Origin of the sequence: Campylobacter sputorum, from assembly GCF_002220775.1 — a bacterium.
GTDB classification, from domain to species: Bacteria; Campylobacterota; Campylobacteria; order Campylobacterales; family Campylobacteraceae; genus Campylobacter_F; species Campylobacter_F bovis.
Genome location: NZ_CP019685.1, coordinates 680,442 through 696,223, shown reverse-complemented (window position 1 = coordinate 696,223; position 15,782 = coordinate 680,442). Strand labels below are relative to the sequence as shown.

General features: G+C 27.2%; 16 protein-coding genes, 6 tRNA genes, 1 other RNA gene and 1 pseudogene. 10 read left to right on the top strand and 14 right to left on the bottom strand.

All coding sequences use genetic code 11. The features are described 5' to 3' along the window. Window positions 1-94: 94 nt before the first annotated feature. Window positions 95-664, bottom strand: coding sequence for a class II aldolase and adducin N-terminal domain-containing protein (locus tag CSPB_RS03565; protein ID WP_089193170.1), 570 nt, complete (start codon window positions 662-664; stop codon window positions 95-97). A 65-nt stretch (window positions 665-729) separates the two neighbouring features. On the opposite strand from CSPB_RS03565, the gene rsmH reads away from it, so the two are divergent. Both rsmH and CSPB_RS03555 read left to right on the top strand, forming a co-directional pair. Further along, the gene (rsmH, locus tag CSPB_RS03560; protein ID WP_089193169.1) at window positions 730-1,677 is read left to right on the top strand and encodes a 16S rRNA (cytosine(1402)-N(4))-methyltransferase RsmH; all 948 of its coding nucleotides are present in this window, start codon (window positions 730-732) and stop codon (window positions 1,675-1,677) included. Beyond that, complete coding sequence (locus CSPB_RS03555) at window positions 1,661-1,966, top strand: hypothetical protein (protein ID WP_089193168.1); 306 nt, start codon at window positions 1,661-1,663, stop codon at window positions 1,964-1,966. Before rsmH ends, CSPB_RS03555 begins: the two co-directional genes overlap by 17 nt. 2 nt (window positions 1,967-1,968) lie before the next feature. Here the strand turns inward: CSPB_RS03555 and CSPB_RS03550 are convergent, their stop codons facing one another. After that, window positions 1,969-2,460 (bottom strand): hypothetical protein, encoded by a 492-nt coding sequence (locus CSPB_RS03550; RefSeq protein WP_033915782.1) that lies wholly within the window; start codon window positions 2,458-2,460, stop codon window positions 1,969-1,971. A gap of 110 nt (window positions 2,461-2,570) precedes the next feature. On the opposite strand from CSPB_RS03550, the gene CSPB_RS03545 reads away from it, so the two are divergent. Then, window positions 2,571-3,437, top strand: coding sequence for a D-amino acid aminotransferase (locus CSPB_RS03545; protein WP_089193167.1), 867 nt, complete (start codon window positions 2,571-2,573; stop codon window positions 3,435-3,437). A 4-nt stretch (window positions 3,438-3,441) separates the two neighbouring features. On the opposite strand, the pseudogene CSPB_RS03540 reads toward CSPB_RS03545, so the two are convergent. Continuing rightward, window positions 3,442-3,692, bottom strand: a pseudogene (locus CSPB_RS03540) (XRE family transcriptional regulator). A 270-nt stretch (window positions 3,693-3,962) separates the two neighbouring features. Between CSPB_RS03540 and CSPB_RS03535 the strand changes: the two are divergent. From CSPB_RS03535 to CSPB_RS03520, 4 genes are all read left to right on the top strand, one after another. Further along, a complete protein-coding gene (locus CSPB_RS03535; RefSeq protein WP_151899138.1) occupies window positions 3,963-4,847 on the top strand; it encodes a hypothetical protein in 885 nt (294 codons plus the stop codon). Beyond that, the gene (locus CSPB_RS03530) at window positions 4,844-5,614 is read left to right on the top strand and encodes a tetratricopeptide repeat protein (protein WP_089193165.1); all 771 of its coding nucleotides are present in this window, start codon (window positions 4,844-4,846) and stop codon (window positions 5,612-5,614) included. The genes CSPB_RS03535 and CSPB_RS03530 overlap by 4 nt, the downstream gene beginning before the upstream one ends. A gap of 835 nt (window positions 5,615-6,449) precedes the next feature. Continuing rightward, window positions 6,450-6,752, top strand: coding sequence for a F0F1 ATP synthase subunit C (locus tag CSPB_RS03525; protein ID WP_033915787.1), 303 nt, complete (start codon window positions 6,450-6,452; stop codon window positions 6,750-6,752). 43 nt (window positions 6,753-6,795) lie between these two features. After that, a tRNA-Leu gene (locus tag CSPB_RS03520) sits at window positions 6,796-6,881 on the top strand. Window positions 6,882-6,883: 2 nt separating this feature from the next. Here CSPB_RS03520 and CSPB_RS03515 read toward each other — a convergent pair. The 5 genes from CSPB_RS03515 to CSPB_RS03495 form a co-directional block, all read right to left on the bottom strand. Continuing rightward, a complete protein-coding gene (locus CSPB_RS03515) occupies window positions 6,884-7,927 on the bottom strand; it encodes an AI-2E family transporter (protein ID WP_089193164.1) in 1,044 nt (347 codons plus the stop codon). Continuing rightward, the gene (gene ruvB, locus CSPB_RS03510; RefSeq protein ID WP_033915789.1) at window positions 7,911-8,924 is read right to left on the bottom strand and encodes a Holliday junction branch migration DNA helicase RuvB; all 1,014 of its coding nucleotides are present in this window, start codon (window positions 8,922-8,924) and stop codon (window positions 7,911-7,913) included. The genes CSPB_RS03515 and ruvB overlap by 17 nt, the downstream gene beginning before the upstream one ends. Window positions 8,925-8,934: 10 nt before the next feature. Then, on the bottom strand, window positions 8,935-9,609 hold the full coding sequence (locus tag CSPB_RS03505; RefSeq protein WP_089193163.1) for a tetratricopeptide repeat protein: 675 nt from the start codon (window positions 9,607-9,609) through the stop codon (window positions 8,935-8,937). 9 nt (window positions 9,610-9,618) lie between these two features. Further along, window positions 9,619-10,413, bottom strand: a complete 795-nt coding sequence (gene panB, locus CSPB_RS03500) for a 3-methyl-2-oxobutanoate hydroxymethyltransferase (RefSeq protein ID WP_089193162.1) — start codon at window positions 10,411-10,413, stop codon at window positions 9,619-9,621. Between the two features lie 78 nt (window positions 10,414-10,491). Next, window positions 10,492-11,556, bottom strand: coding sequence for an FUSC family protein (locus tag CSPB_RS03495; protein ID WP_089193161.1), 1,065 nt, complete (start codon window positions 11,554-11,556; stop codon window positions 10,492-10,494). Window positions 11,557-11,704: 148 nt separating this feature from the next. Between CSPB_RS03495 and CSPB_RS03490 the strand changes: the two genes are divergently transcribed. Further along, window positions 11,705-12,112 carry an Hpt domain-containing protein gene (locus CSPB_RS03490; RefSeq protein ID WP_089189263.1) on the top strand — a complete coding sequence of 136 codons (408 nt, stop codon included), beginning with the start codon at window positions 11,705-11,707 and terminating at the stop codon, window positions 12,110-12,112. Window positions 12,113-12,144: 32 nt separating this feature from the next. Next, window positions 12,145-12,505: a transfer-messenger RNA gene (gene ssrA / locus CSPB_RS03485) on the top strand. Window positions 12,506-13,143: 638 nt separating this feature from the next. Here ssrA and CSPB_RS03480 read toward each other — a convergent pair. From CSPB_RS03480 to CSPB_RS03465, 5 genes are all read right to left on the bottom strand, one after another. Then, window positions 13,144-13,219: transfer RNA gene (locus CSPB_RS03480), tRNA-Lys, on the bottom strand. Between the two features lie 6 nt (window positions 13,220-13,225). Further along, window positions 13,226-13,302, bottom strand: a tRNA-Asp gene (locus CSPB_RS03475). A gap of 14 nt (window positions 13,303-13,316) precedes the next feature. Next, a tRNA-Val gene (locus CSPB_RS03470) sits at window positions 13,317-13,392 on the bottom strand. 3 nt (window positions 13,393-13,395) lie between these two features. Then, window positions 13,396-13,470 (bottom strand) — tRNA-OTHER (locus CSPB_RS08525). 31 nt (window positions 13,471-13,501) lie between these two features. Continuing rightward, a tRNA-Lys gene (locus CSPB_RS03465) sits at window positions 13,502-13,577 on the bottom strand. A gap of 165 nt (window positions 13,578-13,742) precedes the next feature. On the opposite strand from CSPB_RS03465, the gene CSPB_RS03460 reads away from it, so the two are divergent. Next, a complete protein-coding gene (locus tag CSPB_RS03460; protein ID WP_089193160.1) occupies window positions 13,743-14,951 on the top strand; it encodes a GGDEF domain-containing protein in 1,209 nt (402 codons plus the stop codon). Between the two features lie 39 nt (window positions 14,952-14,990). Here CSPB_RS03460 and CSPB_RS03455 read toward each other — a convergent pair whose 3' ends face one another. Beyond that, window positions 14,991-15,749 carry a flagellin gene (locus CSPB_RS03455; RefSeq protein WP_089193159.1) on the bottom strand — a complete coding sequence of 253 codons (759 nt, stop codon included), beginning with the start codon at window positions 15,747-15,749 and terminating at the stop codon, window positions 14,991-14,993. Window positions 15,750-15,782: the final 33 nt, after the last annotated feature.

The following is a 15,782-nucleotide window of genomic DNA, read 5'->3' as shown; positions in this document are numbered from 1 at the left end:
AATTTAATATTTTATATAATTTAGTGTTTAAAAAAGCTTAAATTCGGCATTATATTTTAAAATATTTAAACTTTTTTACTAACAAGAAAGTTAGTTAAATTTTACTTAAATTTAATAACTTACAACTATTTTCAAGTACTGCTATATTTTTTGCAAGCTCATATATAGTCCTACCATAACAAAATATTCCATAACCTTTTATAACTATAATATTTGTATTTTTTTCTATCATATATCTATAAATTTCAATACTAGCTCTTTCATACCAATCATCAAACTGCTTTGGATCATAAATTTCAATGTTATTAAAATTTATAGCACCATAGTAATCTTTTGGGACTATAGCACTATTATTTAAACTATAAGCTATGACATTTGGCGGCATTGCATAACAAACATATTTTGCCTCATAAATGTTTTTATATATATTATAGTGAGTATAACTATCGATACTTGCTTCATTCCATCTATAGTCTTTTTGCGATGTCAAAATAATCAAATCATCTTTTTGTAAACTATCAAAAACTGCATTTTTTTTATTGATTATAAATTTATCTTGTTCTAACCTTGCAGAAATTGAACCATGAAAAATTCCTAAAAAACCTTTTCGAAACATGGAAAGCGACATTTTTTGAATCTCTTCTAAATAGTAATCAAAACACATTTTTAACCTTATTTAACTTTAATTTGATATTATACTACATTTATTTTACTTATTTAGGTTTTAATTTGAAAATTCCTCATATTCCTGTTTTAAAAGATGAGATTTTATCTTTTTTTTCTAACATTAAAAATGGCATTATTTTAGACTGCACACTTGGATATGGTGGACACAGCGAGGCTTTACTTAAAACTTGCAAAGATATAAAGATTATTACTTGCGATAGAGACATAGAGGCTATAAATTTCTCACTAAATAGACTTAAGCCATACAAACATAGAGTTGATATACATAAAGATACATACTCAAATATACTAAATTATGTTAAGCAAGACGATATACATAATATTAAAGGAATTTTGGCAGATATTGGTGTTTCATCATTGCAACTTGATAAAAATTCAAGAGGCTTTGGATTAAATAGCGATGTTTTAGATATGAGAATGGATAGTGATTTAAGTATAAGTGCTTATGATGTTATAAATTCATATTCTTTTGAAAATTTAAGTGATATTTTATATAAATTTGGAGAACTTAATAACGCAAGAAAAATTGCTCAAGCTATAATTAATCAAAGAAAAATTTCAAATATAACATCACCAAAACATTTAACAAATTTAGTAAATAAATTTAAGATAAAAGGTAGAAATATAGACACCGCTATTTTGGTTTTTCAAGCCATAAGAATAGAGGTAAATAAAGAACTTGATGAACTAGAAAATTTACTAAATAACATTGAAAAAAGTAACATAAATGAGTGTTTTTTGGCTATAATAACATTTCACTCACTAGAAGATAGGATAGTTAAAAACAAATTTAAACAATGGTCAAAAAGTTGTATTTGTCCAGAATTTGCTTTAAAATGCGAATGTGGGAATAATCACAACATTGGATACTTACTAAACAAAAAACCTATAGTAGCATCGCAAAATGAGTTAAAAGAAAATTCTCGTAGTTCTAGTGCAAAATTAAGAGTGTTTTATATAAACAGAGGAAAAAATGAACAACAAAAATGACAATATCCAAGATAAACAAACTCTATTAGAAGAAAATAGGATATCAAATTTACAAGAAAATGGCATAAATTTTAAAGATCTTGTTATAGTTGTTCTTGGAATGTTTGTTTTATTATTGATATTTTTAATGAAAATAGGCATAACAAATAAAGTTTATTATATAAGCAGAGATATTTCTGAGATAAACAGTAAAATAGAGGTTTTAAAAGAAGAAAATAGAGAACTTAACTCAACCCTACAAGCAATTAAATTTAAAAATCAAATATTAACCCCACTCTCAATACCATAAAATCAAGATTTGGAAATCTTACTCATAACATATTGTTGCATATCTCTTCTTTGAATTTCTTCTTTTAGTGCGTTATTATAAATTTCTTCTACTTTTTTAGAATATTTTTCATATGGAAAAAATGGAAAATGATTTTCCCAGGCTTTTTTGATAAGAACCAAACTTATATTTTTTCTAGCCCAAATTTTAAACACATCAAAACAAAAAACCATACCAATCGTGCTAACAACTACAATTACTATAAGTAAATGAAAATTTAAAGTAGTAAAAAATCTATGCATTAATAAAGTAACAAAAAGTAACACAAATATAGTAAAAAGTGCAAATAAACCATACAATGATGTATATTTAAATCTAAAATTTAGTTTTGATGGATCTATAAGCATATTTTCGTTGTATAGAGAATTTGCTTCTAAAAGATCCAAAAAAAGAACTGGTTTTTTAGACACTAAAAAAACATTTTTTAATATAAAAGTTTTGATTTTGCTAAACATTTTTTATAAGCCTTATTAGATTTTGATACTACGCTAAAACTATAACAAAAAAATTGTAACAAATAGTTTAAAATTTGATACAATGATAAAAAAACAAAAAAGGATAATTAATGTTTAGTGAAAATATAGTTTTTTTAAATGGCAAATTTATGGATAAAAATGAAGCTAAAGTTAGCATTTTTGATAGAGGTTTTATATTTGGCGATGGAATTTATGAAGTAGTTCCAATAATAAATTCTAAACTAGTAGATAGGGAAGCATTTTGGGAAAGATTTGAAAATTCTATGAAATCAATAGAATTAAAACTGCCTTATACAAAAGTTGAATTTGAAGATAACGTATTAAAACAACTTATAGAAAAAAATAATCTACAAGAAGGTGGAATTTACATACAAATCACAAGAGGCGTAGCACAAAGAGAATTTTATTTTGTTAAAAATTTAAAACCAACAGTAATGGCTTATGTCTTTAAAACAAATGTTTTAGAAAATGAATTAACTAAAACTGGCATAGAAACGATAAGTGTTCCTGATATAAGATGGAAAAAAAGAAATATCAAATCAATATCGCTACTTGGTCAGTGTATAGCAAAAGAACTTGCACATAAAGCTGGAGTTTATGAATGCTTTATGACTGAAAACGGACATGTTACAGAATGCTCTAGTTCAAGTGCTTTTATCATAAAAAATGATATCCTTATAACAAAAGCACTTTCAAATGAAATTTTGCCTGGTATAAGAAGAGCCAAAATAATCAACATAGCAAAAAATATAGGACTTAGCGTAGAAGAAAGAAATTTCACTATGCAAGAAGTATACGAAGCAGATGAGGTGTTTATAAGTGCTGCTACGATTATATTATTACCTGTTATAAAAGCTGATGATAAGCTTATAAATGATGGAAAAATAGGTAAATATACTATAAAATTAAGAGAAATTTACGCACAAGCATTAAAAGAAGAAGCTGAGATAAAGTAAAAATTCATTCAAAAAATTCTCTTATATCACACTCAAAAAGCTTTGAAAGTTTTAAAAGATGAAGGAGATTAAATTTTTTGAGTGCGCGTTATTTTCCATATTTGCATAAAAGCCACTTGATGCTTGACCTATACTTAAGGCAGTTTCAAGTTGGCTAAAACCTTTTTCAATTCTTTTCTTCTTTACATTATTTGCTATATTTTTAAAAAATTCTTCATTTTCTTTTTCTGTTGTTATCTGTGGCAAATTTAACATTATTCATCTCTATAGGTAAGATTTCTATAAGTATAAATCCTAATATAATGTTTTTACAATTTTATGCGAGACGAGCAAGAATTTTAAATGGAAGATATTAAAAAAATTTTAACCAATAATCTACAAAAGAAAAAAGCTAAAATAATAGCAATAAGTGGTGCTTGGTGAAGTGGAAAAACATATTTTTTGAACAACTTTACTAAAAATTCCAATATAGATAAAAAATTTATCCATATTTCACTTTTTGGAAAAGAAAGTTATAGGGATATTTTGGAAAATATAACTCTTGAGATTTATAAAGAAAAAGAAAAAATAAAAGCGGTATTAAAAACATTATGCAAAATCACTAGCAACATTCTTAATTATTTAAATATAAATATTAATTTAGTTTCTATTTTTGATTTAATCAAAAATGATGATTTTAAAGATATTGTAATTTGTTTTGATGATTTAGAAAGAAAAAATAATAACTTACAAATTAATGATTTCTTAGGGCTTATATCAAATTTAAAAGAACAAAAAAATTGCCATGTAGTTTTGATTTTTAATATTGATAAACTTGATGATAAGATATTTAATGTATTTTCTGAAAAATGTATTGATTTAAATTTAGATTTTAATCCAAGCATTAAAGATCTATTTGAAATTGATAAAAAAGAAATTTCCATAGATAAATATTTTAATAAAGAGACTGTATTATCAGAATTTGAGAAAATAGAACTTAAAAATTTACGCACGATTTTTTATATATTTGAGGCACTAAATGATTTTGCCAAGTTTATGAAAAATCAAAAATTTTATGATAAAAATAAAATTTTAATTAATCTCATCAAATCTTTTATAATATGCAAAGAATTTACTATACTAAGCGATATAGAAAAAGGTAAGTTTGAAAATAATGAAAGAAGATTAGATATTTTTGATGTTTTTATAAATTTCGATGGTCAAAAAAGCAATGAAATTTTAAAAAATTATCTAAAGAAAAACTATAAATCTCCAAATTTAATTAAAAATAATAAATCACAATTTGATTTGTATTATGAGTATTTTGTAGAAAATAGAATTGATATTGCCATATTTGAAGATAGTATAGAGTATTTTAAATGTTCTTGTATTACAAAAAAAATTGAAAATATTTTAAAGGATAAAAATTGAAAAAAATTATTTTAATGTTATGTATATTTTTTATAAGTTGTTTAGCAAACGAAGAAAAACTTTATAATTCTATTATTGATATTTGCAAATTTAAAGTTGACGATTTTGTATGCAATCTTATAAATAATAGCAATATAGATTCTGAAACTTTTAAAGCCGGTATTCAAAAAACTCTCAAAAATTGCAATTCTGGTAATGGAATAAGTTGTTCTAATTTGAGTATATTGTATGAGACAGCTAATATGTATAAAAATGCTTTTAATTATGCCAAAAAAGATTGTGATTTGGATGATAAAACGGCTTGTAGAAAACTTGGCTTATATTATATATCTGGTAAAGGAACAAAACAAAATATACAAAAAGGATATAATTATCTTATTAGAGCTTGTGAAAAATTAAACAATGGAGATAGTTGTAGTTTACTAGGTTTTCTTTTTATAGAAGTAAAAAAATATCAGTCGGCTTTAAAATATTTTACAAAAGGTTGCGATTTGGATAGTGCAGAAAGTTGTGCTAGTTTAACTTATTTGTATTCTAATGGTTTAGGAACTAATATGGATATGAAAAAGGCATTTGATTATTCTAAAAAAGGTTGTATTGATTTAGAAGACGGTCTTTCTTGTGGTTCACTTGGTTTTATACTTATGGGAAATGAAAGTAAAGATAGTAGAACTGCTGCAAAAAAATTTTTTGGAATTTGTTGTTCAACAACCAAAGCAAAAGAATGTTGCAATGAATATCAAAATCTAAACGAGCAAGGATATTAGAAACTAAAATAAAGAAGATATTAATAATATTATTTGCAATAAATTCTACATTACATTCATCTGAAATAAAAGAACTTCAAACTAAATGCAAAAATGACAAAGAAATTAACAGGACTTTACGCTTGTATAAATCTTGCTAAAAAATATTTAAAAAATGATATAAATAAAGCAATGAAAATTTTCATACAATATCAAAGCCTATCAATAAAGAAAGTTTTATAAAACAAGCTCAATATTTAGCAGAATTAAAATGTTCTAGCGTAACTAACTACAGAAAAGTAGCTATAACGAGTTGTTCTGTTCTAGGAGAAATTTATTTTGATAGAAAAATGGCTATAAAAATATTCATATTGCAAAAGAGTATTATAACTTAGCATGTAATTCAAATAACCCAGATAATATTGGAAAATTTATATCAGCTACAAGTTGTTTAATGTTTAGCAAAATTATGAAAAATGAAAAATTAAATAAAGAAAGTGAATATTTTTATAATTTGGCTTGTAAAAAACAGCCAAATCTTTGTGAATAAAAACATTTAAAATAAAATTCTTTTAAAGTATTTTTCCATTTTTTAGTTCAATATTTAATACTTTATAGCTTTTTTAATAAGTTATTTAAATTTTATCTCCTTATTAAAATACATTTTATAAAAACTATATTTATATAGCTACAATAAATAAAATTATAAAATATTTTAGAAATTTTTGTGTTTAAAATTTGATACAAAATAAATATTAATCAAAACAAAAGGAAATATTGTATAAAATTAAAACTTGCGAAGTTTTAAGTAGGGGTAATGATCCGAACTAACTTTAGCTTTTTATGGAGGTATAGTATGAAAAAGATAGTTTTTCTACTTGTTGCATTAACTGGTTTTGCATTCGCAGCTGATGGTGAGATGATTAGATCATATTCTGTTTTAGCTGCTGGTTTAGGCTTAGGTATCGCTGCTTTAGGTGGCGCTATAGGTATGGGAAATACAGCTGCTGCTACCATTTCTGGAACAGCTAGAAACCCAGGAATTGGCGGTAAATTAACAACAACTATGTTTATTGCTCTTGCGATGATTGAAGCACAAGTTATTTATGCTTTGGTTGTTGCACTTATAATCCTTTATGCTAACCCATTATTAGGCTAGTATTTACTTTCCCGCAAATTTGCGGGAAAATCTATTATTTTGTGCGATCATGGTGGAATTGGTAGACACGCTATCTTGAGGGGGTAGTGCACTCCGTGTGTGCGAGTTCAAATCTCGCTGATCGCACCATATCAAACTTCTTTATCGTTTAGTATCATATATAGTTTTAGTGTTGATAGAAAAAAAGTAACAATTGCAGGTCCTAATATAATTCCCCAAAATCCAAAAGTAGATATTCCTGCAAACATAGAGAAAAATATCAGCAATTCATTTATATTTGCAGGTTTTTCTACCATTTTTTTGTTTATAAAAGCTATTATTAGCGGTTTTATAAAGTTATCCGCTATTGTTGATATCACAACAATACTATAAACTAATATAATAATACCGCCAATCAAATTACCTTGAGTCATTTCAAAAATAGTAATTGGGACATAAACAAGTGCGCCACCAACTATTGGTATGAGCGAAGCAAATGCAAACAAAACACCAGTAAGTAGTGGATTATAGCCATATATACTAGAAATTATCGCAAAAAGTGAGCCTTGTAAAACAACATTTATGATAGTTGAATATATAACAACGCTCATTGTATTTGCAAGCTCTGAAAATATAAAATCTAAATCATTTTTTTCCATTGGCATTATATCTTTTATAAATTTAATCAAAAAAGGACCATATAAATTTGCAAAAAAGTAAAATACAACAATAAGTCCCATATCTATAACAAAATTTGCACTAGATTTGCCTATGATGCCTACATAATCTATAGATTTACTAATTAGTGCTTTTATATCTATACTAGAAATAAATGCCTTTATTCTTGGCTCTAAAAAAGAAAAACTATCTGGTAAATTAGAAATAAAATTTTTAATATTTTCTATAATAATCGAAATATTATTCATATCTATCTCGCTAGCGTGTTTTGCTAAAGAAATAACAGCATAAATGAGTGGAACTAAGAAAAATACACACAATAATATTGTTATAAGAATAGCAGAAATGATCTTTCTTCCGTTTGTTATTTTTATAATCTTTTGTTCCAAACTAGCAGTAGAAACAGCCATCAAAACACCTATAGTTATAGTGAGCAAAAATGACTTAAAAAGATACAACACACAGCAAGATACAAATAGTATAATTGCTATAAAAAATTTATTATTTGTCGTTTTCATCAAAAAGACCTTTTATATGTTTTATACCAAAAAAAGATAGAGTTTTTGCACTAGCTATCCTACCTTTTGCGGTTCTTTGTATATATCCATTTGCTAACAAATATGGTTCTATAACATCTTCAACCGTTCTTTCATCTTCACTAAGTGCCGCTGATATAGTACCAAGGCCTATTGGTTTATTGGATGAGGCTAAGACATTTAAATATTTAATATCTTTTTCATCAAAACCAATATCGTTTATACCAAGGGCATTAAGGGCTCCTTTTGCTCTATTTTCATTTATTTCATCTTCGTGATTAACCTCAGCAAAATCCCTAATACGCCTTAACAATCTCAAGGCTATTCTAGGTGTACCGCGAGATCTTTTTGCTATTTCAAGGGCAGCTTTTTCATCACATATTTTATCTAATTTCAAAGAAGCACTTTGTATGATTTTGCAAAGTTCACTATCTTTATAAAACTGCAACCTAAAGTCCATACCAAACCTATCTCTAAGAGGAGCAGATATCATTCCAGCACGAGTTGTTGCCCCTATGAGAGTAAATTTTGGTATATCTATTTTTATGGTTTGAGCAGCTGGACCTGAACCTATAATGATATCAAGTCTAAAATCCTCCATTGCTGGATATAAAATTTCTTCTATAGCAGGAGACAACCTATGAATTTCATCAATAAAAAGCACATCTCCTAGCTGTAAATTTGTAAGAATTGCAGCCAAATCCCCGCTTTTTTCTATAGTAGGAGCAGAAACCATTTTTATATTTGAGTTCATCTCATTGGCTATTATACAAGCAAGCGTAGTTTTACCTAAACCTGGAGGACCATAAAAAAGCACATGATCCAAACACTCATTTCTTTTTTGAGCCGCTTTTATAAAAACTTTTAAATTTGCTTTTATTTTTTCTTGCCCTATATAACTATCAAAAGAAGTTGGACGAAGCGAACTCTCATATTCGTTTTCAAATGTTGTTTTTTCTATCTCTACTATTCTGTCCATTTTATATATTCTACTTTTTTATATGATTTTTTAAAAAATCATCCCCAGAAAGTTCTTTTTCGTATTTGCAACCTAGATCATCTCCTAGTTCACATCCTTTCTTAAAATACTCTAATGCTTTAGTAAAATCTCTTTTAACACTAAAACCATTTGCATACATTCCCCCAACATTTGTACATCCCATAGCATTTAACAGCTTGCAGCCTTTTTCATAATATTCATAAGCTTTATTAAGACTCTGTGTTGCTCCTTGTGCATTTTCATACTGAAAACCAGCATTTGTACAAGAATAACCATCTCTTAATTCGCAAGCTTTTTCAAAATTTTTTAAGGCTTGCGCTAAATCATCTTTGCTAGATTTACCGCCTTTATATTGAGATATGGCTAAATTTTTACAACCTAAAGTATCGTTTAAATCACAAGCTTTTTTATATAAACTCATAGCCTTTTTCTCATCTTTTTTATAACCCAAGTCATCATTATCAAAAATAAAACCTAAATTTGTGCAACTTTGTGCATCTTTGTTATCACATAAATTACTCCAAATATCATGTGCTTCTTTAAATTTGCCCTTATTATAGTATTCGTAAGCTTTATCAAATTCTTTTTGATTTATTGAACCTTCAAAAGCAATCAAATTAATTGCAAACATTAAAAATAAACTTACGATAATACTGATTTTCATATACTTCCTTTATTTATTATATTCAAAATTTTCACTTGGAAAAAGCGAATTTTTCACTTCATCTTTGTATGATTTAACAGCTTCTTTAACTAAAGTGGCACCATTTAAATACTGCTTTACAAATTTTGGTCTAAAATCTTCAAATAAACCAAGCATATCAGACCAAACTAAAACCTGTCCATCAACATGCAAACCGCTTCCTATGCCTATTACAGGAACTGGAACTTGTTTTGAAATTTCAGCTGCAACGCTACTTAAAGTTCCCTCTAAAACAAAACAAAATGCACCTGCTTCATATATAGCAAAAGCGTCATCTAGCAATTTATTAAGCCCATCTTCACCTCTGCCTTTTATCCTATATCCACCCTCAAACCTAACTTTTTGGGGCATAAGACCTATATGACCTACTACGCTTATCCCCTCATTACAAAGAGCTTTTATATGTGGAGCTATATTTTTTCCACCTTCTATTTTTACTGCATCACAAGAAGTTTCTTTATAAATTTTAATAGCATTTTTTATTGTATGTTTTATATTTGTTGTGCTACCAAATGGCATGTCTGTAACTATAAAACTATTTTTTGCACCATTTTTTACAGCTTTTGTATGATAAATCATATCTTCAATAGTTGCACTTATGGTATCTCTTTCACCCTTAAAACTCATATTTAAACTATCACCAATTAAAATCATATCGGCAAATTCATCAAATAATCTTGCAAAAAGAGCATCATAAGCTGTTATCATAACTATTTTTTCTCTGTTTTTTTTAGAAATAATATCAGTTGTGCTAAGTTTTTTCACATTTTCTCCATAAGAATTATATTCAAAAGATTCTATCAAAAAATAACTACAATAAGACTGAAATAACTAAACTCTTATTTATTTTTTTATAAAAAACAAAACTATATGTCTAAGAATAATATTTCTAAATTTAATGCTATGTAGACAAATTCCACCTATAAAACCTATAAAGCTACCAAACACTATATCTTCAAGCCTAGCTACTATTAAGTATGTTGCATCGGCACTTAAAACGCCATTTATCTCAGACATATAAACCGTAAGAGGCGTTATAAAAATAGAAGCAATGCCATAATTTCTAACAATACTAAACTCTATCAAAAAAGTTAAAATTGCTATTAAAATTGCTATTTTATATCCATCTAAATACATAGATAATAGTAAATATGTTAAAAATATACCAATACAAGTACCTAAAATTCTATGTATCTGTCTTGTCCATTTGCTTTTTAATGTCATTCCTTGAAGTATGGCTAGTGTTGAAATAGGCACCCAATAAGGTTTTTCAAAACCCATAAAATTTCCTAAGAATACACTAAATGATACAAACACGCCAATTATGACAGAATCTAGCACAACATTATCAAATCCATCATATTTTATTTTTGGTATTGGGTCTGGTTTTATAAATTTAACAGTGCTTAATCCATATAAAAATGAAACAAAACAAGCCCAAATAGTTCCAAGCATAAAATAACCACTAATTTGTATCAAAGCTTCTGTTTTAAAAGGCATAAAAGCTGCAAGAGTAGCTATCATTATAAAAAAGAAATTTCCAGGATTTGGCAATTTATAAAATCTCACTATCATAGTTGTTATTGTTGTAATAATTCCTAAAATAATAGGAAGTAAAGATGGCTTTATATGCGAAAAACTACCAAATACAAATGATACAATCATACCAAAACTACAAGCCATAAGCACTACCATTCTGTGATAAATAGGAGTTTTTAATGTATATAAAAAAACAAGTCCAGCTAAAGAAGCAACGGTTGCTTGTTGGATATATCCAAAAATTTCTCCAATAAAAATCGGTCCAGATGTTGATATAGCCGCACTAAGAGGCATATGCCAAGGACGATCTGTTTTATTTATTGTAAATAAATTTTTTATTTCATAAAAAATTTTATTGAGTATACTCAAATATTTCTCCCAAATTTTATAATAAATTTCAAAATATAATAATTTTGTGTTATACTAACAAACATATATTAAAATTTAAAAAATATATAAATTTTATTTTATCAAAAAATTTTATACTCAATCTTAATCAAGAATCCAAGGAGTAAAAGTGGGAATATTAAAAACCATAGAGGTAGATTTTCCTAGTGATTTGGTAGAAGACTTTTTGTCACACTATAGTCTTATGTGTGAACTTATGGAACCTTTGATTATAAAATTAGAAAGAGAAGATTTATATAAAGATAGCATAAATGAGCTATTTAGAATTTTTCATAACATTAAATCATCTGCTTCTTATATGAAATTAGACACTATATCAAAACTAGCAATGATGTGTGAAGATGTGATGGAAGAAGCAAGAATGCTAAAAGGTCCAGCAAATACAGAATTTACAGACTGGCTACTTTTAGTAAGTGATCAATTCACCTCTTTTTCAAATGATATAAATGAAGATAAAGAATATTTTAGCATATTAAATCCAAAAATAATAGCAATACCTACAAAACTTGACATTTAAATATTTTTATAGTATATTTTGCGAAATTTTATGGGGATGATTTGGCTTCGACAGGAGTAGATTACCCATAGTTGCATGTCGCTTTGGATATAGCGTATAAAATCCAAATTAAATTTAAACGCAAATAACGTTAAATTCGCTCCTGCTTACGCTAAAGCTGCGTAGGTTCAGTTGAGCCTTGCATTGTACTGATACTATTTAGGCACAAAAGCAAGTAATTTTAAATAGTGTAGTTCAAATGCCTGACAAGCATTTGTGCGAATTTTTTGTCTTAGTTTAAAAGAAAGCTTTGGAAAGTGAGCTCTTTTAAATGAAATTTTCACTTTTGCTAAACATGTAGATGCTGTGGATGTTTATTTTTGGACTGCGGTTCGATCCCGCACATCTCCACCAATTTAACAAAAAATCATCAACTAAAAAAAATAACAAAATTCAAAAATTCTCATACTTCTAAAAAATTATGCAAATAATGGATTAGTTAACATTTAAGCTTTTTATATAGTAAAAAAAATGAAAATAAAAATTGTTAAGATTAAGTCACAAATTTTAAAAAAGTTTATATCAAAGTTTATATGATTATTTAACTTTTTTACTAAAACTTTTATAAAACAATAAACTATATATTATCACAGCCTTAATAAGTTAGCAATATTAAAAAATCTAATTAATTATAAAATTAATAAGTAAAATATAAAATTTTATAATGATTTTAATATCCTAAAAATAGACAAATTGTAGTAATGATAAAAATAGCCCTCCTATAACAAGAATTTTATATCATTGTCTACATATCTTTTTATATCTATATAAATTTGAAACATCATTCAAATAACACAAAAAATCATTTTTTATATATACTGAACTAAAAAAACTTTTATAAATTTTATAATGAAAACTAACATAAATAACTATCAAAAATATTAAAAATAATAAATTTAACATTATTTATCCTTAATTTGCAATGTATCGAAAAAATATTCTTATTTATTATAATGACATAAAAAAGTAATTTATAAACTAATATAAAATAATGGTGTCCTGCGTTGGATTCGAACCAACGGCCCCCTCATTAAAAGTGAGATGCTCTACCGACTGAGCTAGCAAGACAAGAAGTGGCGCAGCGGACGAGGCTCGAACTCGCGACCTCCGCCGTGACAGGGCGGCATTCTAACCAGCTGAACTACCGCTGCACCAAGTAATGACATGGTGGTCGCTATAAGACTCGAACTTATGACATCCACCTTGTAAGGGTGGCGCTCTACCAACTGAGCTAAGCGACCAAATGGCGACCCTTGCAAGATTTGAACTTACGTTATTACAAAGAGATGTAATGTCCTGAGCCACTAGACGAAAGGGTCAAATCACAAAGTAACGCACTTTATATAACAATGGTGTCCTGCGTTGGATTCGAACCAACGGCCCCCTCATTAAAAGTGAGATGCTCTACCGACTGAGCTAGCAAGACTTTTTAAAAAAACGAAATTGTATTATATACAAATATTGATATTTTGTCAAGAAAAATACAAAATTTTTATATGTTAATAAAATTGATACAAAAATCTACATTTTATTAACAAAAAATATAGATTTATAAACAAAATTAAAATATAACAAATTTATTTGCAAATTTATGATAGAATTAACAGAAATTTATATAGAAAGTTTAGTTATGGCTATATCATCAGTAGATAAAAAGATTGTGGACTTACTCAATAAACCTAAAATAAAAATGTTTGTTTGGAATGAAACTTTTGAAACCGGTATTGATATAGTAGATAAACAACATAAACATCTAGTTGATTTGATAAATAATATAGCAGAACAGATAAATTTATCAACACTTGATTTTAAAGATATGATTTTTTTCTTACAAGAGGTTATAGACTACACCGTTTACCATTTTAATGATGAAGAAAAGCTTATGAAGAAAGTTAAAATCAATAAAGATTTTTTCTCAAATCATAAAAAAAATCATAACACATTTATACATACAGTTAAGGAATTAGCTTCATCTATAAATGAAGAAAATATGCTTATGAACGCAAAATCTCTATTGGATTTTTTGATTAATTGGCTTGCGTTTCATATACTTGGCCAAGATAAAATGTTTGGAGCACAATATCATATGATAAAAGATGGCTTAACTCCAGACGAGGCTTATGAAAAACTTACTAAAGATATAGATAATAAAACTGAGCCCTTGGTTCACTCACTAACAACTCTTTTTAGTATTTTAACAGATAGAAATCAAGAACTTATGGAGCTTAAAAATAATCTTGAAAAAAAAGTAAAAGAAAAAACAAAAGAACTTATGGCTAAAAATATCGAATTAGAGTATCTTTCACAAACAGACCAACTTACAGAGTTAAAAAATAGACGCTTTGGAATGGAAGTATTAAAAAGATTTTACGAACAACTATCTGAGGGGGGGGGTGTATTAAGCATTATTATACTTGATGCCGACAATTTTAAATGTGTAAACGACGAATTTGGTCATAATGTAGGAGATAATGTATTAATAGCTCTTTCTAATGTATTAAAAGAAAATATAAGAACAGATGATATAATTTGCAGAATTGGTGGAGATGAATTTTTGATAATTTGTCCATATACAAATAAAAGCGGTGCATTAAAATTGGCAAAACACTTGCTTAAAGCTATAAATAGTATAAAAATAATACTTGGAAAAAGAAATTCAAAAAAAATTTATTGGCAAGGTAGTGCTAGTTTAGGAGTTGCTAGTAGTGAAGATAACGCAAAATCTTTTCAAGATTTAATAAAAATAGCAGATATAAAAATGTATAAAGCAAAAAATAGCGGAAGAAATTGCGTAAGATAATAAAAACCTAACTTGTTATAAGCTAGGCTTTATAATTATTTATCTAAGCAAATTTGCTATTTGATTTTGTGCATTTTGTAAGTTAAATGCAGAAGCATAAGCTCTAGAGTTTATAAGCAAATTAGCCTGATTGAAATCATTTACATTGTTAGCAATGTCGTTATTTTGAAGATTGCTCTCGCTTGCTTGAATATTCACATTTGTATTCATAGCAACATTTACACCACTCATTATACCATTTTGCGCTGAACCAATATCACTTCTAAGAGAGTTTATATTACTAATAAAATCTTGAATACTTTGTTGATTATTTAGATCTATTGTGCCAAAACTTGGTGCATTTAAAGATATACTTGCATTTCCATTACCAGTAACAAATTCCATGCTTCCACTAAAAACATTTTTACCATTAAAACTAGCACTAGAAACAGCATCTTTCATAGAATTAACTAAAGCATTTGCTTCATTTTGAATCATTTTCTTTTGATCACTATTTAAAGCAGCACTATTCATAGAAACTGAAAGCTCATTTATCCTATTGGCACTTTTAGTGATATTACTTAAAGCACCATCGGCAATTTGAAGTATTCCTATCGCATCATTTGCATTCGCAACGCCCTGCTCTATTGATGAACTCTGTGTTCTAAGTGAATCAGCTATGCTCATGCTAGCACCATCTGTGCTAGAAATAGCTCTATTAGCAACTACAGCTTCTAATGCCTTGTTTGCATTGTTTTGAGCTTGGTTTAAATAGTAATTTCCGTTTGCTGAGTTTGTATTTAAACTATTTATCTGCATAACATCTCCTTTGTTTGCATTTTTGATAATTAT